Below are 25,915 nucleotides of genomic sequence, written 5' to 3' on the forward strand. Positions count from 1 at the left end.
AATGTGTCCGGGTGCGGGCCGGCCCGGTCCCGGAGGACCGGACCGGCGGACGGTCAGCCGTGGTTGAGGCGCCAGAAGTCCTGCATCGGCTGCAGGTCCTCGAAGTCCTTGCGGAGCCGTGCCGGGTCGAAGACGAACAGCTGGGTGTTCCAGTCCGTCAGGCCGGAGGGCATGAACGCGCCGGGCTTGAGCTTCGGGTTGCCGGGGAGACCGCCGTTGGCCAGCTGGGTGTCGATCCCCTCCTGGGTGAGCATGAAGTGGACGAAGAGCTTGGCGGCGTTCGGGTGCCCGGTCTTGGTGGCGATGGCCGAGTACTTGGGGTACTGGAAGCCCGCCCAGGGCCGCATCCCGGCGCAGACGCGCATGTGGTAGCCCTTGTCCTTCGCGTCGCGGAACTTCGCGTTGGAGACCAGGCCGATGCGGGGTTCCTTCTGGTTCGGCGCGGCGACCGCCGCGGCCGCGTCGTCGTCGGAGGAGGTGATGACGGGGGCGTTCTTCGCCAGGCCCCTGACCCAGGTCTCGGCGGCCGAGTCGCCCGCGGGCAGGTCCTTGCCGTACTTGGCCCGGTACGCCTGCCGAAGTTCGCCGTCGCCCCTGGTCTTCAGCTGGTTGAAGAACTCGACGATGTTCGGTTTGCCCAGCGGGTCCTGCAGGGCGACCTTCCCCTTCCACGCCGGGTCCGCCAGGTCCCACACGTTGCCGACGGGGCAGCCCCCGGGGAAGAGTTCGGGGTTGTAGATCCACAGGTTGCCCTTGGAGAGCACCCGCAGCGGGTTCTGCCCGGCGGACGGGATGTCGCCGGCGAGGGGGCCGGGGATGTAGGTGTAGACGACCTTCCGCGCCAGCAACTGGCCGACCAGGGAGGGGCCGTCCTCGTAGTTGGTGACGTCGATGGTGACGTTGCCGGCCTGGTTCTCCCTGGTCATCTTCTCCAGCGTCTCCCCGACCTTGCTCTTCACGCCGGTGGCCTTGACGCCGTACTTGGCGGTGAAGGCGGCGGCGGTCTTGGTGATGTCGCCGGTCGAGTCGTAGACGGTGACGCCGCCCTCCTTCCTGGCCGCCGCGACGAGCTTCTCCAGGTCGAAGCCGTCGTCGACGACCGGCCGGGTGTCGGCGGGGGCGCCGGAGCCGGGGGTGCCGCCGGCGCCGGAGGGCGCGCACGCGGCGGCGGCGACGAGGGCGCCGGCGATGAGCGCGGTGCTGATGAACCGGTGGCGGCGTGGAGGGCCGAACCCGGAAGAGGGGCGTGTCATGCCTGACCTCCCGCGATGTCCCGGCGGCAACCGGGTTCGAATGCAAGGGACTTGACGACCGGATGAGTACGGACCGGCGGTCGATGGCCGACAGCTTCGACCTGAATTCAGCCGTATGTCAAGACATACTGATGAGACGAGTCGACAACGGGCCGTTCACGTGTGCGTCACCTCGATTTCACCTCCCCGTCCCCAACTGGTCATCTCTGACGACCTCTTCCTTTGTCCGTACATACTTATGTAAGGTCCTCCGCAACATCGGCTGTCCAACCCTTCTCAGGGAGGAAGCATGCGCCGCCACACCCGCCTGGCCGCCGCGATCACCGTGCTCGTCACGGGACTGACCGCCGCCACGGCAACCGCCGCCACCACCCCGCCGCCGGTCTACGCGAAGACCGAGACGCCGCCGCTGTTCGACGACGCCGCCGGCGGGAACGCCAACGCCGACGACCCGGCCATCTGGTACAACTCCGCCCGGCCGAGCGCCAGTCTGGTGATCGGCACCGCCAAGGAGGGCGGCCTGCAGGTCTACGGCCTGAACGGCGGGCTGGTCCAGAGCCTGCCCGCCCCCGCCGCCCCGGGGCCCGACGCGGCCCCCGGCCGCTACAACAACGTGGACCTGCTGCCGAACGTGCGGTTCCCCGACGGCCGCCGCTCGGCGGTCGCCGTCGCCACCGACCGCGGCCGCGACCGGCTCCGGCTGTACCGGGTCGACGGATCGAACCCGGCCGCGCCCCTCGCCGACGTCACCGACCCCTCCGCCCCCCGCGCCTTCGCGGCCACCGAGGGCGAGGTGGACGACCAGTTCACCGCCTACGGGCTGGCCACCTGGCGCGACCCCGACAGCGGCGCCTCCTACGCCCTGGTCAGCCGGCGGAACACGTCCGAGGTGGCGCTCTTCAGGATCACCGCCACCACCGGCGGCACCCTGACGTACCACAAGGTGCGCACCCTGACCCTGCCCAGCACCTTCGACACCCCCGGCGGCCGGTGGAGCCCCTGCGAGGACCCCGGCGAGGGACCGCACATCGAGGGCATCGTGGTGGACCCGGACCGCGGAGTGGCCTATCTGGGGCAGGAGGACGTCGGCGTGTGGAAGGTCGACGCCGACCTCGACGACGACCCCGAACTGGTGGACACCACCAAGCAGTTCGGCACACCGGCCACCTACGACCCGGTGACCGAGGAGTGCGTGGCGGGTGAGGACCCCGGCTACGGCGGCGAGCACCTGACGGCCGACACCGAGGGGCTGACCCTGTTCCGCGCGCCTTCCGGCGACCAGTACCTGATCGTCTCCAGCCAGGGCGACAACACCTACAGCGTGTACGACACCTCGGACGACGACGAGTGGGAGGGCTCCTTCCGCCTGGCGGCGGGCGGCACCGTCGACGGTTCCGAGGAGACCGACGGGATAGCCGCCCTGGGGACCCCGCTCGGCAGCGCCTTCCCGGGCGGGCTCTTCGTGGCCCAGGACGGCCACAACGCGCCGGCCGACGGGGACCGGGAGAACACCAACTACAAGTTCGTCGACCTGCGTCAGGTCCTGGACGCCGCCGGCCTGGACTGAGCGCAAAGGCGGGTCCCGGACGCCCCGGCGTCCGGGACCCGCCCCGCCGAGGGCAGTCCGCCCGGCCGACCAGTCCAGTAGGGAGGGACCCCCGATGGTCACCGTCGCCCTGTGCGTCACCGCCGTGGCCTTCGTCTTCATCTGCGGCGCCAACGACGGAGGGGCGCTCCTGGCGCTCGCCGTCCGTCACCGCGGCCGGTCGATCGCCTTCGTACTGGCGCTGCTCGCCGCGGCCGTCGGCCTGGGGCCGAGCCTGTTCGGTCTCGCCGTCGCCCGGACCTTCACCGGCCACCTGGGCGAGGGGCCGCCCGGGACGGCGCGGCTCGTCTTCCTCGCCGGCGCCGGCGCCGCCACCGTCCTCGTCCTGCTGCTGACCCGGGCGGGGGTGCCCACGTCGCTGACGCTGGCGACCCTGGGCGGGCTGGCCGGCGCCGACGTGGCGCTGGGGGTGCGGCCCGCCTGGGGGCTGCTGGGCGTCATCCTGCTCGTCGCGGCGGCGGCGCCGCTCGTCGGGGCGGCGGCGGGCTGGCTGATCGGCCGGACCGCGCGCCGCGTCCCCGCGATGCGCGGCATGCCCCGTCTGGTCCACGGCCTGCAACTGGTCGCGTTCGGCACCCAGTGCCTGGCCTACGCGGCCAACGACGGACAGAAGATGTTCGCCGTGGTCGCCGTGGCCTTCACGGGAGACGCCCTGATCTCCCGCTCCTCGCAGGCCGGTGACCTCGTGATCGCCGCGGTCTTCGCGGCCGGCGCGCTCGCCGGTCTGCGCCGCGTCGCCCACGGCGCCACGAGCCGGCTGGTCGTCACCCGGCCCTGGCAGGTGCTGTCCGCCGAACTCGCCTCCTCTGCCGCGGTCCTGTCCTCCGCGGGACTCGGCATGCCCGTGAGCATGACCCAGTCCGTGGCCGGCGGCCTTGTGGGCACCGGCGCCAGCGAAGGGGGCCGGCGGGTGCGCTGGCAGTACGCCCTCCCCCTGCTCGTCTCCTGGCTGGTGACGCTGCCCGGCAGTTTCGCCGCCGGCACGCTGGCCGGCCTGTTCCTGAAGGGTGTCATCACGTGGTCGCCGTGAACCTGCGCCGTGTCCTGCGGGACCTGTCCGGGCGTTCGTACCGCCGTACGCTCGATCTGCTGACCTCCCAGCTGGACGCCACCCTCAAGGGTGTCGACCTCGCCGCCGACCTGGCCGCCGGCCGCGTCCCGCCGGCCGTGGCGCGGGCGGGGATGGGGGAGGTCGAGCACGAGGGGGACAGCCGGCGGGCCGCCCTGGTGGCGGAACTGGCCGCCTCCCTGACCACGCCGATCGACCGCGAGGACCTGTACCGCTTCTCCCGCTCGGTCGACGACATCCTGGACAACCTGCGGGACCTGGTGCGGGAGACCGACCTGTTCGGCATGCCGGGCGATCCGGCGGACCTCACCACGCTCGGTGCCGTGCGCGACGGCCTGACCGAGCTGCGGAACGCGGTCGCCCACCTGGTGGACGACCCGCGCCTGGTGCAGGAGGGCGCGCTGGCCGCCCGCAAGGCGGCCGGCCGGGTGCGCCGGGAGTACCAGGAGGCGCTCGCCGCCCTGTTCCGCGAGGAGCCGCGGGCCGAGACGCTTCCCCGCCGCGAGTTGCTGCGGCGGCAGGACGTCATCGGCCTGCGGCTGAACACGGCCGCGGCCGACCTGTCCGACGCCCTGCTGAAGCGGGGCCACTGATGGCGGGGCGGGACGGTTCAGCGTGCGGCGATCGTCATCTCGAAGGAGTAGCGCGAAGCCCGGTAGACGTGCGTGCCGTACTCGACCGGCGCCTCGTTCCCGTCGTAGGCGACACGGGTCATGGTGAGCAGGGTGGCGCCCCGGGACTCCTCCAGGAGCGCGGCCTCCGCAGGGGTGGCCCGGCGGGCGCCGATGGTCTGCTGGGCGGTGATCAGGTCGATGCCGGACCGGCGCAGCAGCTGGTACAGGCCCGTCTCGGCCAGCTCCTCGGCGGTCAGTTCGACGCGGCCGGCCGGCAGGTGGTTGCGCATGAGCGCTATGGGCTGCCCGTCGGCGAACCGCAGCCGTTCGACCACCAGCACGGCGGCCCCCTCGTCGAGCCGCAGGGCGGCGGCGACCTCGGTCCCGGCGGGCCTGCTCTCCAGCGAGAGCACCTCGGTGTGCGGATGGCGGTCGTCGCGCTGCAGGTCGTCGAACAGACTCGAGAACTCGATCTGCCGGCGGATGCGGTTGGTGACGACCTGGGTGCCCACCCCGCGCTTGCGGGCCAGCAGGCCCTTGTTGACGAGGTGCTGCATGGCCTGGCGCATGGTCGGCCGCGAGAGCCCGAACTGCTCGGCCATGGCGATCTCGTTGCTCAGCCTGGTTCCGGGCGGCAGCACACCGTTCTCGATGAGCTGTTGCAGCTGCTGGGCGAACTGGAAGTACAACGGGACCGGGCTGCTCCGGTCAATTTTGATCAACTTCGCGACCTGCTCCACGTCACCCTCCTGGGCGCGGCTCGTGCGCACACATACTATGCCGCGTTCTACTGAGTTGAGTACATCCGCATATTCTCACGTCCTTATGTAATAACAATACGGAGTCACTCCTGTCGGTGGTCGTCCCCGGACGCCCTCTCCTCCCGTACGAAAGGCTCATCCAGCATGCGCATAGGACTCATCGGCACGGGCCGGATCGGTGCCTTCCACGCCGCGACCCTCGTCGGCCTCCCCGCGGTCGACGGCCTCGTCGTGCACGACACCGACGAGCGTTCCGCCCGCGCGGTCGCCGACCGGACCGGCGGCGAGGTGGCCGGAGACCTCGACGGCCTGTTCGGCGCCGGCCTCGACGGGGTCGTCATCGCCTCCCCCACCTCCACCCACGCGGACCTGATCCTGGCGGCCGGACGCGCCGGGCTCCCCACCTTCTGCGAGAAGCCGGTCGCCGGCGGCCTCGCGGAGACCGACGCGGTGCTCGACGCCCTCGCCGGCTCGGCCGTGCCGCTGCACGTGGGCTTCCAGCGCCGCTTCGACGCCGGCTACCGGGAACTGCGCGAGGCGGTCGCGAGCGGACGCCTCGGCTGGACCCACACCCTCCGCGCCTGCACCGCCGACCCCACCCCGCCACCGCCCGCCTACGTCCCCGGTTCCGGCGGCATCTTCCGCGACTGCTCGGTGCACGACTACGACGCCGTCCGCTGGGTCACCGGGCGCGAGGTCGTCGAGGTGTACGCCACCGGGGCCAACCGCGGCGAGGACTTCTTCGCAGCCGCCGACGACATCGACACCGGGGTCAGCGTCCTCACCCTGGACGACGGGACGCTGGCCGTCTGCACCGCCACCCGCTACAACGGCGCCGGCTACGACGTGCGGCTGGAGGTCTGCGGCTCGAAGGGCTCGCTGGTCGCCGGCCTGACCGAGCACGCCCCGCTGACCCCGGCCGAGGACCCCGGCCGGGCCTCCGGCACCCCGTACCCCGGTTTCATGGAACGCTTCCGGGACGCCTACCGGGCGGAACTCGTCGCGTTCACGGAGCTGGTCGCCGGGCTGCGCCCGAGCCCCTGCACCGGCCGGGACGCGCGTTCGGCCCTCGCCGTCGCGGAGGCGGCCGCGCTTTCACGGGCGACGGGACGCCCGGTGCGGGTGGACGCGGCCGGTCCGGCCGGGGCCGCCGGACCGCACGGGGGCCCGTCCGGCGAAGGCTCCCGGACGGCGGGCGGGACCGAGGGGGTGAGCGGAAGCGAGGGGTGAGCGGAAGCGAGGACGGTCGAGCCGGGGGCGGGGGCGGTCGAGCCGGGGGCGGGCGGAACCGAGGGGGCGGGGCAGCCGGCGTCCGTACGGGGCCGGACCGCCCCCGCCGGTCCCCGCCCGGTCACCGGTGTCCGCGACCGTTCCGGTACCCGGCGGCGCGCGCCGCGCCGGAGGTCACCACCGCTCCTCCCGGCGCGGGCGGAAGTCCTCCTCGCCGTCCGGGAGGTGCGGCGCCCCGGGCCCGCCGACCGGGTTGGTGATGGCCAGGGTGGCCATGTCGTCGTGGCGGCCGTCGCCCAGCCACTGCGCGGCCAGCATCTGGACCCGCTCCACCACGGCCTCGGCCGGCAGGCGCGCGCACTCCCCCAGCGCCTCCCGCAGCCTCTCCTCGCCGTAGAGCCGGTCCCCCAGCGGCCCGCCGCGGGCCTCGGTGATCCCGTCCGTGTACAGCAGGCACGTCTCCCCCGGTGCCAGGGTGACCTCCGCGCTCCGCGCCCGGACCTCGGGCAGGACGCCGACGAGCGTGCCGCCGGTGGCCACCTCCTCCACCCGCCCGTCCGCGCGGATGACCAGCGGGGGCAGGTGCCCGGCGCTGGTCAGCCGCAGCCGCACCAGATCCGACCGGCGCCGGACGGAGGCCAGGACCAGGGTGGCGAAACGGGTGTGGTGGGAGTTGACGATCGTGTCGTTGAGGAGGCCCAGGACGCGCTGGTGGTCCCCGGACAGCGGCAGCAGCGCGTGCAGCACGCTGCGGATCCTCCCCGTCAGGACGGCGGCCTCCAGCCCCTTTCCCGCCACGTCCCCCAGGACGGCGAAGGTCTCCTTCGACGGGTCCGCGCCGGGGTGGACGTCGTAGAAGTCGCCGCCGACCCGTTCGTGCTCCTGCGAGGTCCGGTAGATGCCGGCGTACTCCACCCCGTGCACCCGTCCCAGCCGGGGCGGCAGCAGCTCGCGCAGCAGCGTGGCCGTGATCGACGTCTGCTCCGCGTACAGCCTGGCCGCCGACAGGGCGGCGCCGGCGCGCGCGGCGAACAGCCGGGCGAAGGCCTCCTCGGCGTCGGTGAACGTCCGGTGCCCGCCGGACCGCAGGACCAGCGCTCCGTGCCCGGGCAGCGGTGCGACGATCACCGAGCCGGCGGGGCCCGTGAGACCGGGCGGCACCGCTCCCTCGGGGATGTCCTCGGGGTCGATCCACCGCGTCGGCACCGGCGGCAGCCCCCGCAGCGCCTCGGTGAGGCCCGGGACCGTCCCGGTGTCGAGCGCCACCACCTGCCGGGTGACGCCGCCGCCCGCCCGCGCGTGGGTCAGGGTGTGGCGGCGCCCCTGGGCGGGGATGACGACGACGGCCGTGTCGGCGAGGTGGTCCGCGGCCGTGCGGGCCGTCACCTCGGCGCACCGTTCGGCGTTCAGGGACGAGAACAGCGCGCCGGAGACGTCCGCGAGGAGGGCGGTGCGCTCGCGCTCGCCGCGCAGCGCCCGCTCGGTGGTGCGCGGGCCGGTGTTCTCCACGAGCCACCACACCACGCGCCCGTCCTCCCCGGGCGAGGGGTGCGCCTCGAACGCGCGGCCGGCCACCGTGCCCGAGACGGCGTCCGGCGGCTCCCCGGCCGGCCGGGGGCGCCGGTGGGACCGGGCGAGCCAGTCCGGCAGGCCCCGGACCGCCGGACTGCCGCCGTCTTCCGCGGTCCGGACGAGCAGACGGCAGGCGGCCTCGTTGGTCTCGACGACGTTCCCGTCCGCGTCGGCGACGAGGACGGGCCAGGGGGCGTCTCTCCACGCCGGGCCGGTGCGAACGCCACCGCCGCGCGGACTGTCAGGGGTTCCCGGGGAAGGGATCACAAGCCGGGGGACGCATCGTGCGCACCCCACCACCTCTCTGCCGTTCGAAAAAGATTGCCTCCTACAACCATTGCGCATCCCCCGGCCGGGTGCAACGCCGAATCGGCTTCGGTCGACTTCCTCACACGCCGGCGCGCCGGCCCCGGTGCGCCGGGCCGGTCTCCGGGGCCGGGGGGGTCAGGCGGCGGGGGCGGGGACGCCGAGGGCGAGCAGCGCGGTGTCGTCGTCGAGGCCGTCACCGAACCCGTCCAGCAGCCCGGTCAGCGCGGTGACCACCTCCCGGGGACCCGCGGGGGCGTGGGCGGTGGCGAACGCGCGCAGCGCGTCTTCGCCGTACAGGCTGTCCCGGGTGGGTCCGGTGCGCGCCTCGGTCAGACCGTCGGTGTAGAGGAGGAGGGTGTCGCCGGGCGCGAGGACGGTCTCGGCGGTGACGAAGGGGGCGTCGGGCAGGATGCCGACGAGCAGGCCGCCGGGGGTGGGCAGGAACTCGGCGCGTCCGCCGGCCCGCAGGACCAGGGCAGGGGGGTGGCCGCCGGAGGCGAGGCGGACGACGGGGCGGCCCGGGTCCGCGCCGGTGTCGACGACGCCGAAGACGGCGGTGCAGTAGCGGGGGTCGCCGCCGGCGGCGTACCGCTCGTACAGGACGGTGTTCAGCGTGGCGAGGGCGGCGGAGGGTTCCGGGTCGTGGAGGGCGGCGGCGCGCAGGGTGTAGCGGGTCAGGGAGGTGACGGCCGCGGCCTGCGGCCCCTTTCCGCACACGTCGCCGAGGAAGAAGCCCCAGCGGGTCCCGTCGATGGGGAACAGGTCGTAGAAGTCGCCACCGAGGCGGTCGGCGGAGGCGGTGTGGTAGTGGACGGCCGCCTCCAGGCCGGGCACGGCCGGCAGCGAGACGGGCAGCAGGGACTGCTGCAGCACGGCGAGGGCGTCGGTGAGCCGTGCCCGGTCCGCCTCCGCCCGCCGGCGCGCCTCCTCGGCCTCCGCGCGGGCCCGTTCGGCCTCCGCGCGGGCCCGTTCCGCCTCGGCGCGGGCCTGTTCCGCCTCCTTCTTGCGGTGCAGGAGTTCTTCCTCGTAGGCGCGGCGGTCGGAGGCGTCGAAGACGGTGGTGCGGATCAGCAGCGGCTCGCCCCCGTCCCCGTGCTTGACGGTGGAGGAGACCAGGACCGGCAGCCGGCCGCCGGTCCCGGTCCTCATCTCCAGGGCGATGCCGCTCAGACTGCCCCGCATGCGCAGCAGGGGGGCGAAGTGGGTCTCGTGGTAGAGCTTGCCGCCGACGGTGAGCAGGTCGGGGAAGCGCAGCCGTCCCACCACGGCGCCGCGCTCCATGCCGAGCCAGTCCAGCAGGGTGGTGTTGATCCTGGCGATCGTGCCGTCCAGGAGCGTCGAGAGGTACCCGCAGGGCGCGGACTCGTACAGTTCCTCGGCGCTGTCCTCCAGCAGGGCGATGAACGCCGCGCCGGTGTCGGTCCCCGGCCGTTCGGGCTCCTCGCCCACCCTGCACATCACAGGGATTCCAGGAAGTCCAGGATCGCCCCCGCGGTGGCCTCCGGTGCGCTGAGCTGCGGGCAGTGGCCCGTGGCGTCCAGGGTGACCAGGCGGGAGGAGGGGATCGCGGCGTGCACGTACGCGCCGACCTCGCGGGGGGCGATGACGTCCTGGGCGCATTCGAGCACCAGCGTCGGCACCGTCACGTCCTTCAGGTCCCGGCGGCTGTCGGACAGGAACGTGGTGCGGGCGAAGACGCGCGCGATGTCCGGGTCGGTGGCGCAGAAGCTGTTGGTCAGCTCCTGCCCGAGTTCGGGGCGCTCCGGGTTGCCCATGATGACCGGGGCCATGGCGGACGACCAGCCCAGGTAGTTCGATTCCAGGGAGGTGAGCAGCTCGTCGATGTCCTCGGCGTCGAACCCGCCGCGGTATCCGGCGTCGTCGATGTAGCGGGGCGAGGGGGCCACCATGACCAGCGCCCCGATCCGGGCGGGCGCCGCCCGTGCGGCCAGCACCCCGGCCATGGCGCTGACCGAGTGCCCCACGAACACCGCCCGGTCGAGGTCCAGCGCGTCGCAGACGTCGACCACGTCCTGGGCGTAGCCGTCGAGCGACCCGTAGCGCTCCTCGCTCCAGGCCGAGAGGTCCGACCCGCCGGAGCCGACGTAGTCGAACAGCACCACCCGGTGACGCTCCGCGAGGGCGGGGACGATCAGGCGCCACATGTTCTGGTCGCAACCGAAACCATGGGCCAGCACGACCGTCGGCCCGGTGGGCGGTCCGGTCACCGTCACGTTGTTCCTGCTGCGTATGTCCACGTCTCCATCCTCCCATTCGGCCGTGGAGGCGGGGCGTCCGGACCGGGCCGCCGGTCATGGAGGGGGGTCCCGGGCCGCGGTCCGCGCCGCCCGGCTTGATGGGCAAGTCGATGCTTGCCTATGGTGGAGGGGTGGCAGACGATGTTTTCAAGGCGTTGTCCGACCCGACCCGCAGGACGATCCTCGACGAGCTGACGGAGCGGAACGGCCAGACGCTGTTCGAGATCTGCGCGCGGCTCTCCACGAAACACGGACTGGGATCGTCGCGCCAGGCGATCAGCCAGCACCTCGCCGTCCTGGAGGCCGCCGGGCTGGTGCGGACGCGGCGCGAGGGCCGCTACAAGTTCCACGACCTCACCCCAGAACCGCTCGAGCAGATCGTCGCCCGATGGCTCGGGCCCCGCACACCGGAGACCGGAACATGAAGATCTACCTGACGCAGGTGTTCGTCGACGACCAGGACGAGGCCGAGCGCTTCTACACCGACGTGCTGGGCTTCGTGAAGAAGAACGACGTCCCGCTCGGCGGCGGCGCCCGGTGGCTGACCGTCGTCTCGCCCGAGAACCCCGGGGGCACCGAGCTGCTCCTGGAGCCGTCCGGCCACCCCGCGGTCCCGCCGTACAAGCGGGCGCTGGTCGAGGACGGCATCCCGGCCGCCTCCTTCGAGGTCGCCGACGTGCACGCGGAGGCCGCCCGGCTGCGCGGGCGGGGCGTGGAGTTCACCCAGGAACCGGCCGACATGGGCCCGGTCACCACCGCGGTGTTCGACGACACCTGCGGCAACCTCATCCAGATCGTCCACCCCAACGCCTGACCCGGACCGGCGGCCTCGGCCGTCGCGGGCGACCCGGCCGCCGGGCCGCCCGCGACGGCGCGCCCGCGGCTCCCGCTCCCCGGGGAGGAACGGGCCGCGCGCGTCCGGTGGTTCAGGGGGTGGGGATGCCGCCGGGGGCGCGCGGCGGGCGTCCGAAGCGGACCGGGACGCCCGGGGAGTAGAGCACGCTCACGGGCTCCCCGACCGGCTCGGGGAGCCCGGCCGCCGCCACGAGGTCCTCGTCGCAGTGGAGGAGTTCGGCGTGGTGCAGGGGCCAGCGGGGATGGGTGTTCGGCAGGTAGGCCGCCCGCCCGAAGAACAGGCGGTGCATGCCCCAGCGGGCGGTCAGGAAGTGTTCGAGCGCGGTCGGCTCCCCGAGGGGGGCGCCGACCCGTACGGCGATCCGGCTGTGCGCGCCCCGGGGGCCGGGCAGGCGCCTGCGGCTGGTGTAGGCGACCGTGTCCCCCTCCCGGCGCACGCTCATCCCGGACCAGAAGTACGGCAGGCGGAACACGGTCCGGGCGACGGCCACGGGGATCAGCCGGGAGGCGTCCAGGGAGCGGAAGACCACGCCGCGCCGGCCGTGGGCGTCCACCGAGTACAGGCGGACGTTGGTCTCGGGGAAGGACCCGAGGTAGGGGACGCCGGGGAGGCCGAACCATCCCACGCGGTGCATCCGGAAGGCGACGAGTCCGACGTAGGTGAGGCCCTCCAGCGTGTCCGGCACGGTGCCGGCGGGCAGCAGCGGCGCGACGGCGGACGGATCGGCCGGCCAGTGCAGGAAGGTCAGGTCGAGCCAGGACTGGGTGAGCAGGGCCCGGCCCCCCGCGCGGGGCGGGTCGGCCGATAGGGGCTCGGGGGCCGGGTCCGGCGACGGCATCGCGCCAGTATGGCACGGCGCCCTCCGGGGAGCCGGGGCGGTGGGGGTGCGCGGCGGTCCCGTGCCGGGGGTACGGGCGTCCGCCGGGGCCCCGCCCGTCCCGGTCACGGGGGCGGGGTGCGGCCGTGGGCGCGGACGTGGCGGCGGGACGTTCCGGACCCGCCCGTCCGCCCGCCGTACCGTCCGGTACGCGCACCGGGGACACCGGCGGGCATCGGCCCGGGACAGGTGTTCCCCGTGTCACTCGTTGCGGTACGGAGGGCACGCATCCGGCGGGTGCGCGGCGGGACGGCTCCATGATCGGGGCAGCGGCGCCGCGCACCGGCGCCGCCGTCCGACACACGCGATCACGGGGGTTCAGGGTATGACGCCAGCTCCACGACCGGGCCGGCGCCTCGACGAGCAGGCGGTCCTGCTCGCGGCGGGCCTGGTCGATCTGGCGGTGAGCACCGTCGGTTCGGCCGCCGGGACGCTCCGGCAACTGCTGCGCCGCGCCGACGGCGCCGACCTCGTGCGGGAGGCGGGAGAGGACCTGACGGCCCGCGGCCGGATCGCCCTGGACCGGTACGCGGCCACCTCCCCGGCGCACCTGGAAGTGCTCGCCCAGCACGTGCTCAGCCGGCGCGAAGCCGCCGGTGACGATGTCTGACCAGGAGGAGCGGGCCGCCGCCTTCAGGGCGCGCGTCGACGACGTCCTGAGCGCCTTCCTGGCGGAGGAGGCCGAGCGCCTGCGCGCGATCGACGACCTCCTGGAGCCCGTCGCGGAACAGTTGCGGTGCGCGGCCGGACGGGGGAAACGGCTGCGGGCGGCGTTCTGCCACTGGGGCTGGCGGGCGGCGGGACAGCCCGACAGCGACGCCCTCCTGCGGGCCGCCGCCTCGATGGAACTGGTCCACGCGGCGGCGATCGTCCACGACGACCTCATCGACGACAGTCCGCTGCGCCACCACCGGCCCACCGTCCACGTCGCCCTGCGCGCCCCCCTGGCCGGACGGCCCCGGGCGTGCGCCGACGCCCGCGCGCTGGCCATGCTGGTCGGCGACCACCTGATGGCGCTCGCGGGGCAGTTGTTCGCCACCAGCGGCCTGCCCGCCGCCTACCTGGCGCGCGCCCGGCCGCTGTGGGCGGACCTGGCGCGCGAACTGATCGCGGGCGAGTGCCTGGAGATCCTGCGCACCGGCGCCCTTCCGGACACGGACGCCTCCCTGAAGGTGATCCGCTACAAGACCGCCAAGTACACCGTGGAGCACCCGCTGCTCATCGGCGCCCTGCTCGCCGGGGCCGCGCCGCGCCTGCGGGAGGGACTGTCCGCGTACGGGCTGCCGCTCGGGGAGGCCTTCCAGCTCCGCGACGACCTGCTGGGCCTGTTCGGCGAGCCGGAACGCACGGGCAAGGCCGGCCTGGACGACGTCCGGGGCAACCGTCCCACCGCCCTGCTGGCCGAGGCGTGGAGGGCCGCCACGCCCGTGCAGCGCGACCGGTTGCGGGAGGTGCTGGGACGCCGGGACGCGGACCACCGGGACCTGATCCGCTTCCGGGAGCTGCTGGTGACCCTCGGAGCGCCCGAACGGGTCGAGGAGATGATCCGCTCGCGCGTACGGGAGGCCCTTCACGTCCTGTCCGGACTCGACGTGCCCGCGCACGCCCGGCGGGCCCTGAGCGACCTCGCGCGGTCGGCCACCGACCGGCGGCACTGACCCCCTCCCCCGCCGCGGCGCCACGGGCCGCCGCGCGGGGCCCGCAGAGAAGGACGTTGTCTGATGATCCACACCCGGGCGTCGATGGACGCCCTGCGCCAGTCGGGAGACGAACTCGCCGACGCCGTCGTGGCCACCCTGTTCGAACGGGGGGAGGTGGGCAGGTTCAACGCCCTGATGCGTTACGTCTCCACCGCGGGCGCCCCCCTGCCCGAAGGCCTGCCCGACGTCGCCCGCGAATACCTCCGGGCCACCGGCGCGGCGCCGGACTGGGTGGACTGGGAGGAGATGGAGAAGGCGCGGTTGTTCTTCATCGACAACAACGTGCACATCTCCACCGCGCTGTCCTTCGCGTCCATGCCCGCCTGCTACGTCGTCCCCCACGTGGCGAAGCTGCTGTCGGCCACCCACGGCCTGAACTACCCGTCGAAGCGGATGGCGGAGACCGGCCAGTTCACCGTCTACCTGATGCAGCCCGACGCCTTCGAGGCCGGCGGCCGTTTCGTCCCGGCCGCGCAGAAGGTCCGCCTGCTGCACGCCTCCATCCGCCACCACCTGAAGCGGGAGGGCCTCTGGGACACCGCCGCGCTCGGGACGCCGATCTGCCAGGAGGACGTGATCGGCGGGCAGATGTTCTTCTCCCTGCTCGTCCTCGACAGCCTGCACCGCCTCGGCATCCACATGTCGGTCGAGGGCGCGGAGGCCTACTTCTACGCCTGGCGCGTGGTCGGCGCCATGCTCGGCGTCGACCAGGACGCCGTGCCCCGGACCCTGGAGGAGGGCCGGCAGTTCCTCGACCTGTACATGATCCGTCACATGGGCCCCTCCGAGGAGGGCGCCCATCTGACCCGCCAGCTGATCGACCTCTACGAGGAGGTCGTCCCCGGCACCTTCTTCGACCCCGTCGTCTCCGCCCTCATCCGCTATCTGATCGGGGACACCTGCGCCGACTGGCTCCGGGTCCCCCGCACCGCGTGGGACGGCGTCGTCAAGGCCGTACCCGGCCTGCTGGGCGTCCTGGAGAGCATCGAGGACAGCTCACCGCTGGGCGCCTGGGTCCTGGACCGCCTCGGCCACCTCACCACCGTCCTCGAACTGTCCTCCCTGACGCGGGGCCGCGTCATGCACTACGCCATCCCCGAAGAGCTGAAGAAGGACTTCGGTGTTTCGGGGGGTGTGTCGGGTGGTGGTCGGTGGGTTCCGCCGGGTGCGGTGGTGGGGTGATGCGGGTGTGTGTCGGGTGGGTGTGGGTGTGGTGACGGCTCCCGTCCCGGGGGTGGGAGGGGAGCCGTCGGTGGTGGTGCGGGGTGTGTGGGGTGCGGGTCAGGCGTGGCGGTGGGTGTGCCGGTTGCCGGTGACCAGTCGGTAGAGGGCGAGGAGGATGACGGAGCCGACGATGGCAGCGATCCAGGTGGAGATCTCGAAGAAGCCGTCGACGGAGTCGACACCGAAGATCACCTTGCCGAGCCAGCCGCCGAGGAGGCCGCCGGCGATGCCGATGAGCATGGTGATGATGATGCCGCCGGGGTCCTTGCCCGGCATCAGGGCCTTGGCGATGGCGCCGGCGATCAGACCGATGAGGATCCACGCGATGATGCCCATGACGACTCTCCCTTTTGTCACATAAAGACTGTGTCAGTTCATCGTCTGCACCGAACCCGCCCGCCTAAACACCCCCACCACGAAGAAACACTCCGCTACGGAGAAACCCCCACCACAAAGAAACCCCCACCGGGGCGGGAGGGCGCCGCCGGGGCTCACCGCAGGAGGACCGCTCCCGCCGCGGCCGTCCCCGCGAGCACGAGGACCACGACGGCGTGGATCGTCACGTCCAGCTTCCCCGAAGACGATTCGGCCGCGCGGTCCAGGATGAAGTCGGCCGGGTCGGTGGGGGTGTAGTGGACCGTGACGTCCCGGCCGTACGCGTCGGCGGGACGCGGGAACGCCGGGTCGCAGTGGGCCGTGACCACCGCCCCCTCCCGGGTGGTGAAGGACACCACCGGCGTGAGGGTGGTGGAGGTGTAGCCTTCCAGGTCGGTGCTGACGTCCTTGAGCACCGCGACGATCCGGCCCCGCGCGGTGTCCATCGCGGCCAGCCGGGCGGCGCGACGGCTTCCGGCGCGTACGGTCCCGGGCAGGTGGGCGGCGGCGACGACCGCCCACGGCCCGCCGGACCCGATCAGCGCCCAGGGCCAGCCCCGGTCGATCGCGAGGAGGGCCACCAGCCCGGCGTAGACCAGGAAGACCGCGAAGTTCGGCGGACCGAGCCCACGGCTCGGCTTCTCGGGGGCGGAGGAGAAGCGGTAGGCGTGCGGCCTGCCCCGCGGATGGCTGACCCCGATCTCGCGACCCGTCCACGCCGCGGTGATCGGCTCGCCCCGGTCGCCGTCGTTCGTCACGACGACCTCCTGGCCGGTGACCGGGTCCCGGTAGGAGACGACCACCGGTATCCCGCCCCTCCGGGAGCCGCCGTGCCGGGGTGCGCGCACCCGCACGATCCGCCCCGTCAGCCGGACCGTCCGCTGGGCCCCGGTCGTCCCGGCCAGCGAACGCCCGTAACCGACCAGCGCCACCACGCTCCATGCCGCGCACCACAGCACCAGGCAGTCGTGCCAGTCCACGGTCCCCCCCCTTCCACGAGTCCTCGGGTCATCCGGCGGTGCGCCGCAGGACCCTCCCCCGCCCGTCCGCCTCCAGTGATCTCGTGCCCCCCTCGCCGGTCACGGAGACCCTGAGGACGAGCGAGCCGGTGACGGCGTCGGCGGTGATCCGCCAGGTGCCCGGAGCACCGGCGCCGAGGGTGGCCCGGGCCTCCTCCACCAGGGCGGGAAGGCGCTCGTGGGGCAGGGAACGCGGGTCGAACCCGGGTGCCCGGGTCCCGTCGGGCACGAAGACGACCGTCAGCAGGCGCTCCTGGACGACGACGGCGAGCGCCCGGCGGCCGCCCCCGCTCCCGGCGAGCGAGTCGAGGGCCCTGCGCAGTTCGCCCCGGTCGAGCATCGACCGGCCCGGCCCCGGGACGACCGTGCCGGTCGACGAGGTCACGACGGTCGTGGACACCGAGACGGAGGCGGAGACGGAGACCGAGACGGAGACGGACGGCTCCGGGGAGGCGCCGGCCCCGCCGGGGCCGAACAGGTCCGCGCGCAGCGGCAGGAGCACGGCGGCCGCGCCGAGCAGCAGGCCGAGGAGCGTGAGGAAGCCCCGGGCGGAGTCCGCCGGGACGTCGTCCTTCATCACCGGACCGGAGGCCGGTTCCAGGACGGCCCCGGCCGCCCGCTCCTCCCACCGGGGCGTCGGCCGCTTCACGATCCGCACCCGCCACGGGCGGCCGGGCGGGTACTCGACCACCAGGGTGCCGCCCGGCCTGTGGTCGGGGAATTCGGAGAGGTGCAGGTCCTGCCGGATCTCCACGCGGTACGCGGGCGCGTCGTCCGGTACGACGGTCAGCACGAACCGCACCGGTACGTCGCTGTCCTCGCCCCTGTCCGCCTCCAGGCTCTCGATCACCGCGAGCGCCGTGCGGGGCGCGACGGCCGCCTCCCGGGCGCGGCGCGGCGCTCCCGCGAGGAAGAACACCAGTCCGTACACGGCGGGCAGGGCCAGGCCCGCGACGATCAGCGGCGCCCTCCCGAGGACACAGCCGGCGACGAAACCGGCCGGCGACGCCCCGACGACGACGCCCGTCAGGAACCCGAGGGCGAGGCGCGTGGGCGTGCCGTGCGTGGGCGGCGCGCCCGCGGTGGTCACCATGCGGATGATTGTGCACGCCGTGGAGGACGGCGGACAGACCCCGGAACGGTCTCGTGAGCGCGACGGGACCGCGCCGGGCCGCACTCGGAACCGCCGGCCCGGCGGCCCGTGTCGGCCGGGCGGCGGCCCGTGTGGGCCGGGCGAGCGGCGGCCCGTGTCGGCCGGGCGAGCGGCCCATGTCGGCCGGGCGGCGGCCCGACGGTCCGCCGGAGGTCTCCGCACACGCGGACCCCCGGTCGGCGGGCGCGGGCGCCTGTTCCGCCGCCGCTCCCCCACTGAACGCCGGCTGAACCGGACCACCCGGCTAGACAACGTTGTCAAAGACCGTGCACAGTGTGGTTCCGCTGTTCGTTTCGTTCTGGAAGGCTGGGCGTGATGGTGTACGGAGCACTGGACATCGGGGGCACGAAGATCGCCGGGGCCCTCGTCGACCCCGGGGGGCGCCTGGTCGCGCGGGCGCAGCGGCCGACTCCCGCCCGGGAACCGGCCGACGCGCTGATGGCCGCGGTCTCCGCAGTCCTCGACGACCTGGCGGCGCGTCCGGAGTGGGCCGCGCTCTCCTGCCTCGGGATCGGCAGCGCGGGGCCCGTGAACACCGCGACGGGGACCGTCAGCCCGGTGAACATCCCCGCCTGGCGCGCCTTCCCCCTCGTCGACCGGGTGCGGAGCCATCCGGCCGTACCGCCGGGCATCCGCCCCGTACTGATCGGGGACGCCGTCGCGATGACGGCGGCCGAGCACTGGACGGGTGCCGCGAAGGGGGTCGAGAACGCCCTGTGCATGGTCGTCTCCACCGGCGTGGGGGGCGGCCTGGTGCTGGGCGGGAGCGTCCACGCCGGAAGGACGGGCAACGCGGGCCACATCGGCCACATCACCGTCGACCAGAACGGCCCGGTGTGCCCGTGCGGGGCACGCGGCTGCGTCGAGCGGTACGCCAGCGGCACGGCCATCGCGGCCCACGCCCTGGAGTCCGGCTGGACTCCCCCGGAGGGCTGCCCCGCCTCCGCCGGGGAGGTCGGCCTCGCGGCCCGCGCGGGCGACGCCAGGGCGCTCGCCGCCTTCGACCGGGCCGGACGGGCCCTGGCGGCGGCCGTCGCCGCCACCTCCGCGCTCGTCGAACTCGACCTGGTGGTGATCGGCGGCGGGGTCGCCCAGTCGGGCGAGACGCTCTTCGCGCCGCTGCGCCGCCACCTGAAGTCGTACGCCGTCCTGGACTTCACCCGCGACGTCCCGGTGGTGCCCGCCGGGCTCGCCCTCGACGCCGGCCTGATCGGGGCCGCGGCCGCCGCGGCCGCCGCGACGGGCTCCTTCCCCGCGGGCGCCGCCGCGACGGGCCTTCCCGCCTCCTGACGCCCGGCGACGGCCCCGGCCACCGGCGCCCGGCGGACCCGCCTCCCGCCGTGTCGCGCCCGCGGAAGGAGGTTCGCGCCTCCTCCCCGCGGCGTCCGCCCGGCCTCCCCTCCCTCTCCCTCCGCACCTCTTCCCAGGACACGAAGTGGACCTCCTCCAGAACACCGTCCGGCCCTACGACTGGGGCTCCGTCACCCTGCTGCCCGGCCTCATGGGCGTGCCGCCCACCGGCGAACCCCAGGCCGAACTGTGGATGGGCGCCCACCCCGCCGCCCCGTCCCTGGTCCGCAGGGGCGGGACGGAGGTCCCGCTCGACCGGGTCATCGGCGCGGACCCGGAGGGCGAACTGGGGCCGGCCGTCCTGCGGCGGTTCGGTCCGCGACTGCCGTTCCTCCTCAAACTGCTGGCCGCCGAAGCCCCGCTGTCCGTACAGGTGCACCCCGACGCCGCCCGGGCCCGGGCCGGTTTCGAACGGGAGAACGCGCTCGGCGTCCCCCTGGACGCGCCCCACCGCACCTACCGGGACCCCCAGCACAAGCCCGAGATGATCGTCGCCCTGACCCCGTTCCGGGGACTGTGCGGGTTCCGGGCGCCCGGACAGTGCGCCGAACTGCTGGACTCCCTCGGCGTCCCCGCACTGCGGCCCTACGCGGAGACGCTGCGCACCGCCCCCGGGGAGGAGGCCCTCGCCGGGGTGTTCCGCGCCTTCCTCCGCCCGCCGGCCGGGCTGCTCGACGCGGTCGCGGAGGCGCTGGCGGCGGCCGGCGGGCCGCACGGGAGCGACATCGCCGCCTACGACCGCGTCGCCCGCGCGCACCCGGGCGACCCGGGCCTGCTGTCCGCACTGCTGCTCCGGTACGTCGAACTGGCTCCGGGAGAAGCCCTGTTCCTGGGGGCCGGCGTTCCGCACGCGTACCTCTCGGGGCTCGGCGTGGAGATCATGGCGGGCTCCGACAACGTGCTGCGCTGCGGACTCACCTCCAAGCACGTCGACGCGGACGAACTCCTCGAGGTCGTCCGCTTCTCCTCGCCGCCGGCGCGGGTGCTCACCCCGCGCGAGGAAGGGGGCGAGGAGGTCTACCCGGCGCCCGTCGACGACTTCCGGCTGTCACGGCTCCGGCCCGGCCCCGGCGGGCCGCCGCACCCGCTCGCCCTCGACGCCCCGCAGATCGTCCTCTGCACCGAGGGGAAGGTCTCCGTCTCCGGCGCCGGGAGGACGCTCCGCATCGGTCCCGGCCGTTCGGTCTATCTGCCCGCGGGCGCCGAAGCCGTCCTCGGCGGTGCCGGCACGGTCTACCGCGCCACGACCGGAACCGCCGCCCGCCCTTGACGGAAAAGCCTTCCGTGAACAAAACCGAAACTAAACTTAACCGGTTATGTACGGTCTCTTGTTATCGGCCACATCACCCCTCTAGCCTCAACTCGGCCGCAAGGCACCGGTGAAAGGCGTTCCGGTCGTTCGGAGGAACGGAATTTCACCCGCGCCGACGGCTGCTCCCCCCTGTCCGGCACGAGCCGCGGCAATGCGCCGGACAGCGGGGCCGACGGCGGTCCGCCCGTCGCCCGACGGGCCCGCCGGGGCACACCGCCCCGGCGGACCGCCGCTCCACCCCCTGTCAGGAACGGTCGCGCCGGCTTCTTCCGGCCACGGGCGCGGCACCGAGTTGGGAGTACCCCATGAACAGGACACCGGTCTTCTCGGCCGCGGCACTGCTCGCCGTCGCCGCCACCCTCACGGCGGCCCCCGTCGCGGCGCACGCCGCCGACCCCGCCCCGGGTTTCCACGTCGTGAACGGAAGGCTCGTCGACGCCACGGGCCAGGACTTCGTCCTCCGCGGGGTCAACCACGCGCACACCTGGTACGCCGACCGGACGGAGCGGTCCCTGTCCGACGTCAAGGCGCTCGGGGCCAACTCGGTCCGCGTGGTCCTCGGCACCGGCACCCGGTGGACGAAGAACGACGTGGCGGACGTCGCGAACGTCGTCGCCCGCTGCAAGGCCAACCGACTGGTCTGCGTCCTGGAGGCGCACGACACCACCGGCTACGGCGAACAGGACGGCGCGGCCTCCCTCTCCCAGGCCGTCGACTACTGGCTGGAGGTGGCGAGCGCCCTCAAGGGCCAGGAGAAGTACGTCATCGTCAACCTCGGCAACGAGCCGTACGGCAACAGCGGTTACGCCGCCTGGACGCAGGACACCAAGAACGCCGTCGGCCGGCTGCGCGCCGCCGGCTTCGATCACACGCTGATGGTCGACGCGCCCAACTGGGGCCAGGACTGGTCGCACACCATGCGCGACAACGCGCCCGCCGTCTTCGCCGCCGACCCCGACCGCAACACGGTCTTCTCCATCCACATGTACGGCGTGTACGACACCGCCGCCGAGGTCGAGGGCTACCTCGGCAGCTTCGTCGACCGCGGTCTGCCCGTCGTCGTGGGCGAGTTCGGCCACGAGCACTCGGACGGCAACCCGGACGAGGACGCCGTCATGGCCACCGCGCGCCGGCTCGGCCTCGGTTACCTGGGCTGGTCCTGGAGCGGCAACGGCGGCGGCGTCGAGTACCTCGACCTCGCCGAGGGCTTCGACGCCTCCCGGCTCACGGCCTGGGGCCGGCGGCTGTTCGACGGCCCGGACGGCATCCGCTCGACCTCGCGCGAGGCCGGTGTCTACGGGGACGCCCCCGCGGGCGGCTGCTCCGTCGCCTACCGCCTCCACAGCTGGGGCACCGGCTTCAACGCCGACGTCACCGTCCGCAACACCGGTGCGCTGCCCCTCAAGGGCTGGAAGCTCGAGTTCGCCCTCCCGGACGGCAACACCGTGAACTCCTCCTGGAACGCCGTCGTCACCCAGGACGGCCGGCAGGTCCGTGCCACCAGCCGGCCCTGGACCGAGGTCGTCCCGGCCGGAGGAGCCGTGAGCTTCGGTCTCAACGCCACGGGCCCCGGCGCCGTGCCCGCCGCCTTCAGCCTCGACGGGGTCGCCTGCGCCAAGGGCTGACCCGGGGTCGCGCCCGCGTGCCGGGTGCGCGACGGGGCGGGTTCCCGGGCGCGTCCCCGCCCGGGAACCCGCCCTCTCCTTCCGCCCCGCCGGTCCCGCGCGGAGGAGCGTGACGGCGAGGGCCGTACCCCCCGGGGGGTACGGCCCTCGCCGTTCCGGACCGGCCCGCCCGTACGGCGGCCCGGCTACCGGCGCCGGGGCGGGCCCGTGGAACCCCGTGGCGTCAGGGACGGCGTCGGAACCTGGACGGCCTCCTCCGGGGTGCCCTCGATGACTCCGAAGAGGGTGCGGGCGACCGCCTCCCCGAACTGGTGGACGTCGTGGCTCATGGCCGACAGGGGCGGGTGGGTGAGCCGGCACAGCTGGGAGTCGTCCCAGGCGAGCAGGGAGAGGTCGTCCGGCACCACGAGCCCCATCTCGGCCGCCACCGCGGCGCCGGCGACGGCCATGATGTCGTTGTCGTACACGATGGCCGTCGGGCGGTCGGGCGACATCAGGAGACCGCGGGTCGCCCGCGCGCCCTCCTCCCCCGCGAAGCCCGTCGACACCTGGCGGCGCCCGTCCAGGCCCAGTTCCGCCATGGTGGCCTCGAACGCCGCGGCGCGGATGCCGCTGTGCCCAAGGCCGGACGGACCGCCGACGCGGGCGATGCGCCGGTGGCCGAGCGCGGCGAGGTACCGCACCGCCTCGCCGGCGGCGGAGGCGTCGTCGGTCCAGACCGAGGGGAAGCCGCCGGTCAGGGAGGGGTGGCCGACGGCGACGATGGGCATGCCGAGGGCCCGCAGGGGCGGGACGCGGGGGTCGTCCCGGTGGAAGTCCACCAGGATCGCCCCGCCGACGGTCCGGCTGCGCCACCACCCCTCGTACAGCTCCGTCTCCTCCTCCAGGTCGCGGACCAGACGGAGCAGCAGCGAACAGGAGCGCTCGGCCAGGACGTCCTCGATGCCGGAGATGAACTCCATGTAGAACGGTTCCAGTCCGAGCAGCCGGGCCGGCCGGCAGAGCGCGAGCCCCACGATGCCCGCCCGCCGGCCGGAGAGGTTGCGCGCGGTCTGGTGGGGGGTCCAGCCGAGCTCCTCGGCGGCCCCGAAGATGCGCTCGCGGGTCGCGGGGGAGACCCCGGGCCTGTTGTTGAACGCCATGGAGACGGCTCCCTTGGAGACCCCGGCCCGCGCGGCGACGTCGTTGATCGTGACGCGCGGGCCGGAGACGCGGGGAGCCGGGGAACTCACGCCGCTCCCACGCTGAACAGGGCGCGGCGGACGGCCGCCACGTCGTCACCGCCCCATCCCGTGACGGCGATCCGTGCCTCGTCCCCGGGCAGCAGGGTGATCAGCCCCCGGTCGGCGCGGGCCCCGGGTGCCAGCCGGTCGGGCTGGAGGAGCAGGTCGCGCACCAGGCTCCGCGCCGTGACGACCACGTCGACGGCGTCGCCCCCGGCACGGGGTTCGAGCCGTACGTCGTACGCGGGCACCGGGTAGGCGAACTCCTTGTCGGGCACGGGGAAGTGGACCGCCCGCCGTCCGTCGGCGTCGGCGACGAGGAACTCCTTCGACGAACCGGGGCCGGGCAGCAGCGAGGCGGGCACCACCAGTCTGACCACCGTCCGGGGGGCGGCCTCCAGCTCGAAGGAGGCCTCCCGCAGGACGCCGCCGTCCGTGTCCACGCGGCGCAGGACGACCGTCGTGCGCCAGACGGAGGCGGACTGGTTGTCCAGGGCGAGCACCGGCCCCTCCCCGGCGGGGACGAGGCTGAGCAGCCGGTCCGCGTAGACCCGGCGCAGCTCGTGGTAGAGCGGCTTGAGCCGGCCGTCGCCGTCGATCGCGGCCCAGGAACTGACCGGCCAGCAGTCGTTGAGCTGCCACACCACCGAGCCGGCGCACAGGGGCCAGTGGGAGCGCCAGTGCTCGATGCCCGCGGCGACGGCCCGCGCCTGGACGACCTGGGCGAGGTAGTGCCAGCGGTCGAAGTCCCCCTCCGGCAGGGCGAAGTGGCGTTCGATGCCCCGGTTCAGCTTGCCGTTCCCGTCCTCGGCCTTCTGGTGGTGGAGCATGCCGGGGGAGTCCGGGGCGAGCTCCTCCCCTGGCAGCGCGCGGTGGAGGGTGGCGAGGGCGGGCGGGGCCTGCCAGCCGAACTCGGCGCAGAATCGGGGGACGTTGGCCCGGTACTCGGCGTAGTCCTGGCGGTTCCACACCTCCCAGGAGTGGTGGGTGCCGTGGGCCGGGTCGTTGGGGTGGTGGTCCCAGGAGCCGGACCAGGGGCTGCCCGCCGTGTACGGGCGGGTCGGGTCCAGTTCGGCGACGATCCTCGGCAGGACGCCGAGGTAGTAGCCCTCGCCCCAGGAGTCGCCGGCCAGCGGTGCCTCCCAGTCCCAGTCGCGGAAGCCCCAGAGGTTCTCGTTGTTGCCGTTCCACAGGACGAGGCTGGCGTGCGGCATGAGGCGGACAACGTTGTCTCTGGCCTCCGCCTCGACCTCGCCGCGCAGGGGCTGTTCCTCCGGATAGGCGGCGCAGGCGAAGAGGAAGTCCTGCCAGACCATCAGTCCCAGCTCGTCGCAGGCGTCGTAGAAGGCGTCGTCCTCGTAGATGCCGCCGCCCCAGACGCGGACCAGGTCGACGTTGGCCTCGGCGGCCTGGGCGAGCCGGGTGCGGTAGCGCTCCGGCGTGACCCGCGAGGGCAGCACGTCGTCCGGTATCCAGTTGACGCCGCGCGCGAAGATCCGCACGCCGTTGACGACGAAGGTGAAACCGGTGCCGTGCTCGTCGGCGGAACGGTCGATCTCCACCGTGCGGAAGCCGACGCGCCGCGTCCAGGTGTCGAGCGCGGCCCCTCCGGCGTCCAGGAGGGTCACGCCGAGTCCGTAGAGCGGCTGCTCCCCGTAGCCCCGGGGCCACCACAGTTCGGCGTCGGGCACCTCCAGGACGAGAACGGCCTCGTCCCCCTCGCACACGGCCTCCGCGTGCACGGCGGTCCCGTTCCCGTCCACCGACGCCCTGAGGGTCAGGGGGCGGCCCGTGCCGCTCTCCGTGCGGTCGAGGCGGACCCGCAGCTCGACGCGGCCGGCCGTGCCGTCGACGGTGACCAGGGGGCGGACCCCGGCGAGGCGGGCGGTCGACCAGTGCTCCAGGCGGACCGGCCGCCACATGCCGGCGGTGACGACGGTGGGGCCCCAGTCCCAGCCGAAGGAGCAGGCCATCTTGCGGATGTACTGGAAGGGTTCGGGATAGACGTTCGGCCGCTCGCCCGTCAGCGCGCGGACGCGGTCGGCCTCCTCGTACGCGGAGGCGAAGCGGACCTCCAGCGGGCCCGTGCGCCCCGTGACGTCGAAGCGGTGGACCCGGTGCATGTTGCGCGTGGTGCCGAGGGACTCGCCGGCGAGGAAGACCTCCGCGGCGGTGTCCAGGCCCTCGAAGACCAGCTCGGCGCGCTCGTGGCCGCTGTCGTGGGCCAGCTCCGTGACGTACGACCACGCCCGCCGGCCCACCCACGCGACCTCGGTCTCGTTGTGGCCGAGGAAGGGGTCGGCTATCACGCCGGACGCCAGCAGGTCGGTGTGGACGCAGCCGGGGACGGTGGCCGGAAGCAGTGCGTCCTCGTGACGCAGTTTCCAGCCCTCGTGCAGCTGAGTGACGTCCTTCATGGTGTGCGGCTCCAATCGCCTGGCAGTGGGCGGGTGCGCGGCGCCGGGTCGGCCGCGCCTTTGCGTGACGGTCCGTGAACCGATGGCCTCGGATCACTTGCGCGACGGTCAC

At 74.0% G+C, this 25,915-nt stretch carries 23 protein-coding genes; 12 read left to right on the plus strand and 11 right to left on the minus strand.

What is annotated here, in order from left to right:
- Positions 1 to 53: 53 nt before the first annotated feature.
- Entirely contained in the window at positions 54 to 1,253 is a 1,200-nt protein-coding gene (locus tag ACZ3IL_RS15585) for an ABC transporter substrate-binding protein (protein WP_467390577.1), read from the minus strand.
- A gap of 289 nt (positions 1,254 to 1,542) precedes the next feature.
- Between ACZ3IL_RS15585 and ACZ3IL_RS15590 the strand changes: the two genes are divergently transcribed.
- The 3 genes from ACZ3IL_RS15590 (at position 1,543) to ACZ3IL_RS15600 (ending at position 4,521) form a co-directional block, all read left to right on the plus strand.
- On the plus strand, positions 1,543 to 2,820 hold the full coding sequence (locus ACZ3IL_RS15590) for a phytase (RefSeq protein ID WP_467390579.1): 1,278 nt from the start codon (positions 1,543 to 1,545) through the stop codon (positions 2,818 to 2,820).
- Between the two features lie 94 nt (positions 2,821 to 2,914).
- Complete coding sequence (locus ACZ3IL_RS15595) at positions 2,915 to 3,889, plus strand: inorganic phosphate transporter (RefSeq protein ID WP_467390581.1); 975 nt, start codon at positions 2,915 to 2,917, stop codon at positions 3,887 to 3,889.
- Complete coding sequence (locus tag ACZ3IL_RS15600; protein ID WP_467390583.1) at positions 3,877 to 4,521, plus strand: DUF47 domain-containing protein; 645 nt, start codon at positions 3,877 to 3,879, stop codon at positions 4,519 to 4,521. Before ACZ3IL_RS15595 ends, ACZ3IL_RS15600 begins: the two co-directional genes overlap by 13 nt.
- Positions 4,522 to 4,538: 17 nt before the next feature.
- On the opposite strand, the gene ACZ3IL_RS15605 is transcribed toward ACZ3IL_RS15600, so the two are convergent.
- On the minus strand, positions 4,539 to 5,282 hold the full coding sequence (locus tag ACZ3IL_RS15605; RefSeq protein ID WP_467390585.1) for a GntR family transcriptional regulator: 744 nt from the start codon (positions 5,280 to 5,282) through the stop codon (positions 4,539 to 4,541).
- Positions 5,283 to 5,447: 165 nt separating this feature from the next.
- Here ACZ3IL_RS15605 and ACZ3IL_RS15610 point away from each other — a divergent pair, with 165 nt between their 5' ends.
- Entirely contained in the window at positions 5,448 to 6,533 is a 1,086-nt protein-coding gene (locus ACZ3IL_RS15610) for a Gfo/Idh/MocA family protein (protein WP_467390587.1), read from the plus strand.
- Between the two features lie 174 nt (positions 6,534 to 6,707).
- On the opposite strand, the gene ACZ3IL_RS15615 is transcribed toward ACZ3IL_RS15610, so the two are convergent.
- The 3 genes from ACZ3IL_RS15615 to ACZ3IL_RS15625 all read right to left on the minus strand — a co-directional run bounded on the left by ACZ3IL_RS15615 (position 6,708) and on the right by ACZ3IL_RS15625 (position 10,672).
- The gene (locus ACZ3IL_RS15615; RefSeq protein ID WP_467390589.1) at positions 6,708 to 8,372 is read right to left on the minus strand and encodes a PP2C family protein-serine/threonine phosphatase; all 1,665 of its coding nucleotides are present in this window, start codon (positions 8,370 to 8,372) and stop codon (positions 6,708 to 6,710) included.
- A gap of 177 nt (positions 8,373 to 8,549) precedes the next feature.
- Positions 8,550 to 9,872: a PP2C family protein-serine/threonine phosphatase gene (locus ACZ3IL_RS15620; RefSeq protein ID WP_467390591.1), complete on the minus strand. Its 1,323-nt coding sequence runs from the start codon at positions 9,870 to 9,872 to the stop codon at positions 8,550 to 8,552.
- The gene (locus ACZ3IL_RS15625) at positions 9,872 to 10,672 is read right to left on the minus strand and encodes an alpha/beta fold hydrolase (RefSeq protein WP_467390593.1); all 801 of its coding nucleotides are present in this window, start codon (positions 10,670 to 10,672) and stop codon (positions 9,872 to 9,874) included. The genes ACZ3IL_RS15620 and ACZ3IL_RS15625 overlap by 1 nt, the downstream gene beginning before the upstream one ends.
- 131 nt (positions 10,673 to 10,803) lie before the next feature.
- On the opposite strand from ACZ3IL_RS15625, the gene ACZ3IL_RS15630 reads away from it, so the two are divergent.
- On the plus strand, positions 10,804 to 11,097 hold the full coding sequence (locus ACZ3IL_RS15630) for an ArsR/SmtB family transcription factor (RefSeq protein WP_467390595.1): 294 nt from the start codon (positions 10,804 to 10,806) through the stop codon (positions 11,095 to 11,097).
- The gene (locus tag ACZ3IL_RS15635; RefSeq protein WP_467390597.1) at positions 11,094 to 11,486 is read left to right on the plus strand and encodes a VOC family protein; all 393 of its coding nucleotides are present in this window, start codon (positions 11,094 to 11,096) and stop codon (positions 11,484 to 11,486) included. Before ACZ3IL_RS15630 ends, ACZ3IL_RS15635 begins: the two co-directional genes overlap by 4 nt.
- A gap of 112 nt (positions 11,487 to 11,598) precedes the next feature.
- Here the strand turns inward: ACZ3IL_RS15635 and ACZ3IL_RS15640 are convergent, their stop codons facing one another.
- Positions 11,599 to 12,366: a YqjF family protein gene (locus tag ACZ3IL_RS15640; protein ID WP_467390599.1), complete on the minus strand. Its 768-nt coding sequence runs from the start codon at positions 12,364 to 12,366 to the stop codon at positions 11,599 to 11,601.
- Positions 12,367 to 12,730: 364 nt separating this feature from the next.
- On the opposite strand from ACZ3IL_RS15640, the gene ACZ3IL_RS15645 reads away from it, so the two are divergent.
- The 3 genes from ACZ3IL_RS15645 (at position 12,731) to ACZ3IL_RS15655 (ending at position 15,287) form a co-directional block, all read left to right on the plus strand.
- Positions 12,731 to 13,015 carry a polyprenyl synthetase gene (locus ACZ3IL_RS15645; RefSeq protein ID WP_467390601.1) on the plus strand — a complete coding sequence of 95 codons (285 nt, stop codon included), beginning with the start codon at positions 12,731 to 12,733 and terminating at the stop codon, positions 13,013 to 13,015.
- Entirely contained in the window at positions 13,008 to 14,063 is a 1,056-nt protein-coding gene (locus ACZ3IL_RS15650) for a polyprenyl synthetase family protein (protein ID WP_467391332.1), read from the plus strand. The genes ACZ3IL_RS15645 and ACZ3IL_RS15650 overlap by 8 nt, the downstream gene beginning before the upstream one ends.
- Positions 14,064 to 14,126: 63 nt before the next feature.
- Positions 14,127 to 15,287, plus strand: coding sequence for an oxygenase MpaB family protein (locus tag ACZ3IL_RS15655; protein ID WP_467390603.1), 1,161 nt, complete (start codon positions 14,127 to 14,129; stop codon positions 15,285 to 15,287).
- A 99-nt stretch (positions 15,288 to 15,386) separates the two neighbouring features.
- Here the strand turns inward: ACZ3IL_RS15655 and ACZ3IL_RS15660 are convergent, their stop codons facing one another.
- The 3 genes from ACZ3IL_RS15660 to ACZ3IL_RS15670 form a co-directional block, all read right to left on the minus strand.
- Positions 15,387 to 15,665: a GlsB/YeaQ/YmgE family stress response membrane protein gene (locus ACZ3IL_RS15660; RefSeq protein WP_467390605.1), complete on the minus strand. Its 279-nt coding sequence runs from the start codon at positions 15,663 to 15,665 to the stop codon at positions 15,387 to 15,389.
- Positions 15,666 to 15,820: 155 nt separating this feature from the next.
- A complete protein-coding gene (locus tag ACZ3IL_RS15665) occupies positions 15,821 to 16,684 on the minus strand; it encodes a DUF3592 domain-containing protein (protein ID WP_467390607.1) in 864 nt (287 codons plus the stop codon).
- Positions 16,685 to 16,712: 28 nt separating this feature from the next.
- Positions 16,713 to 17,816, minus strand: coding sequence for a hypothetical protein (locus ACZ3IL_RS15670; protein WP_467390609.1), 1,104 nt, complete (start codon positions 17,814 to 17,816; stop codon positions 16,713 to 16,715).
- Positions 17,817 to 18,191: 375 nt separating this feature from the next.
- Here ACZ3IL_RS15670 and ACZ3IL_RS15675 point away from each other — a divergent pair, with 375 nt between their 5' ends.
- The 3 genes from ACZ3IL_RS15675 (at position 18,192) to ACZ3IL_RS15685 (ending at position 22,163) form a co-directional block, all read left to right on the plus strand.
- Positions 18,192 to 19,166 (plus strand): ROK family protein, encoded by a 975-nt coding sequence (locus ACZ3IL_RS15675; protein WP_467390611.1) that lies wholly within the window; start codon positions 18,192 to 18,194, stop codon positions 19,164 to 19,166.
- Positions 19,167 to 19,311: 145 nt separating this feature from the next.
- Positions 19,312 to 20,496, plus strand: coding sequence for a mannose-6-phosphate isomerase, class I (gene manA / locus ACZ3IL_RS15680; protein WP_467390613.1), 1,185 nt, complete (start codon positions 19,312 to 19,314; stop codon positions 20,494 to 20,496).
- A gap of 347 nt (positions 20,497 to 20,843) precedes the next feature.
- Positions 20,844 to 22,163: a cellulase family glycosylhydrolase gene (locus ACZ3IL_RS15685; RefSeq protein ID WP_467390615.1), complete on the plus strand. Its 1,320-nt coding sequence runs from the start codon at positions 20,844 to 20,846 to the stop codon at positions 22,161 to 22,163.
- A gap of 185 nt (positions 22,164 to 22,348) precedes the next feature.
- On the opposite strand, the gene ACZ3IL_RS15690 is transcribed toward ACZ3IL_RS15685, so the two are convergent.
- Positions 22,349 to 23,395, minus strand: a complete 1,047-nt coding sequence (locus ACZ3IL_RS15690) for a LacI family DNA-binding transcriptional regulator (protein WP_467390617.1) — start codon at positions 23,393 to 23,395, stop codon at positions 22,349 to 22,351.
- The gene (locus ACZ3IL_RS15695) at positions 23,392 to 25,803 is read right to left on the minus strand and encodes a glycoside hydrolase family 2 protein (protein ID WP_467390619.1); all 2,412 of its coding nucleotides are present in this window, start codon (positions 25,801 to 25,803) and stop codon (positions 23,392 to 23,394) included. The genes ACZ3IL_RS15690 and ACZ3IL_RS15695 overlap by 4 nt, the downstream gene beginning before the upstream one ends.
- Between the last annotated feature and the right edge of the window lie 112 nt (positions 25,804 to 25,915).

It is taken from the genome of Streptomyces sp. NPDC014907 (assembly GCF_055562975.1).